We start from the raw sequence: 379 nt of genomic DNA, 5'->3' as shown, positions 1-379 counted from the left end.
ACGCCGGCGGCGCCTTCCAGGAGCTGGTTTTTCCAGATCGTGATCTGGTTCGGATGAACATCAAACAGTTGCGCCAGCTCCGCCAGTGTCTTGTCGCCTTTGACCGCAGCCTTTGGCCGAGATTGACCGCGCGATGGCGGCCAACATGCGCTTTGGATGTGTGCTGGCGGATGCAGGATACGGCATCAGCGCACCGTTTCGACAAGGGCTAACAGAGCGCGGGCTGGCCTGGGCGGTCGGTATCCCTCGGCACCTGAAAGTGTATCCGGTCGATGTGAAGCTCATTTGGCCGATCACCAAAGTCCGTGGCAAACCACGAAAGCACCACGTGCCCGATATCTTATCGATTGCGGCAGAACAAATGCTGGCCAGCGCCAAA

Annotated in this window: 1 pseudogene; it reads left to right on the top strand. The window is 58.8% G+C overall.

From position 1 onward, the window contains the following. Positions 1 to 112: 112 nt before the first annotated feature. A pseudogene (locus QJT78_RS52285) lies at positions 113 to 379 on the top strand (transposase); the annotation flags it as partial.

Source organism: Bradyrhizobium sp. Mp27 (assembly GCF_029953005.1).
Taxonomy (GTDB): Bacteria; Pseudomonadota; Alphaproteobacteria; order Rhizobiales; family Xanthobacteraceae; genus Bradyrhizobium; species Bradyrhizobium barranii.
The sequence above is the reverse complement of the archived record's forward strand: the minus strand, read 5'-3'. Positions and strand labels throughout refer to the sequence as shown.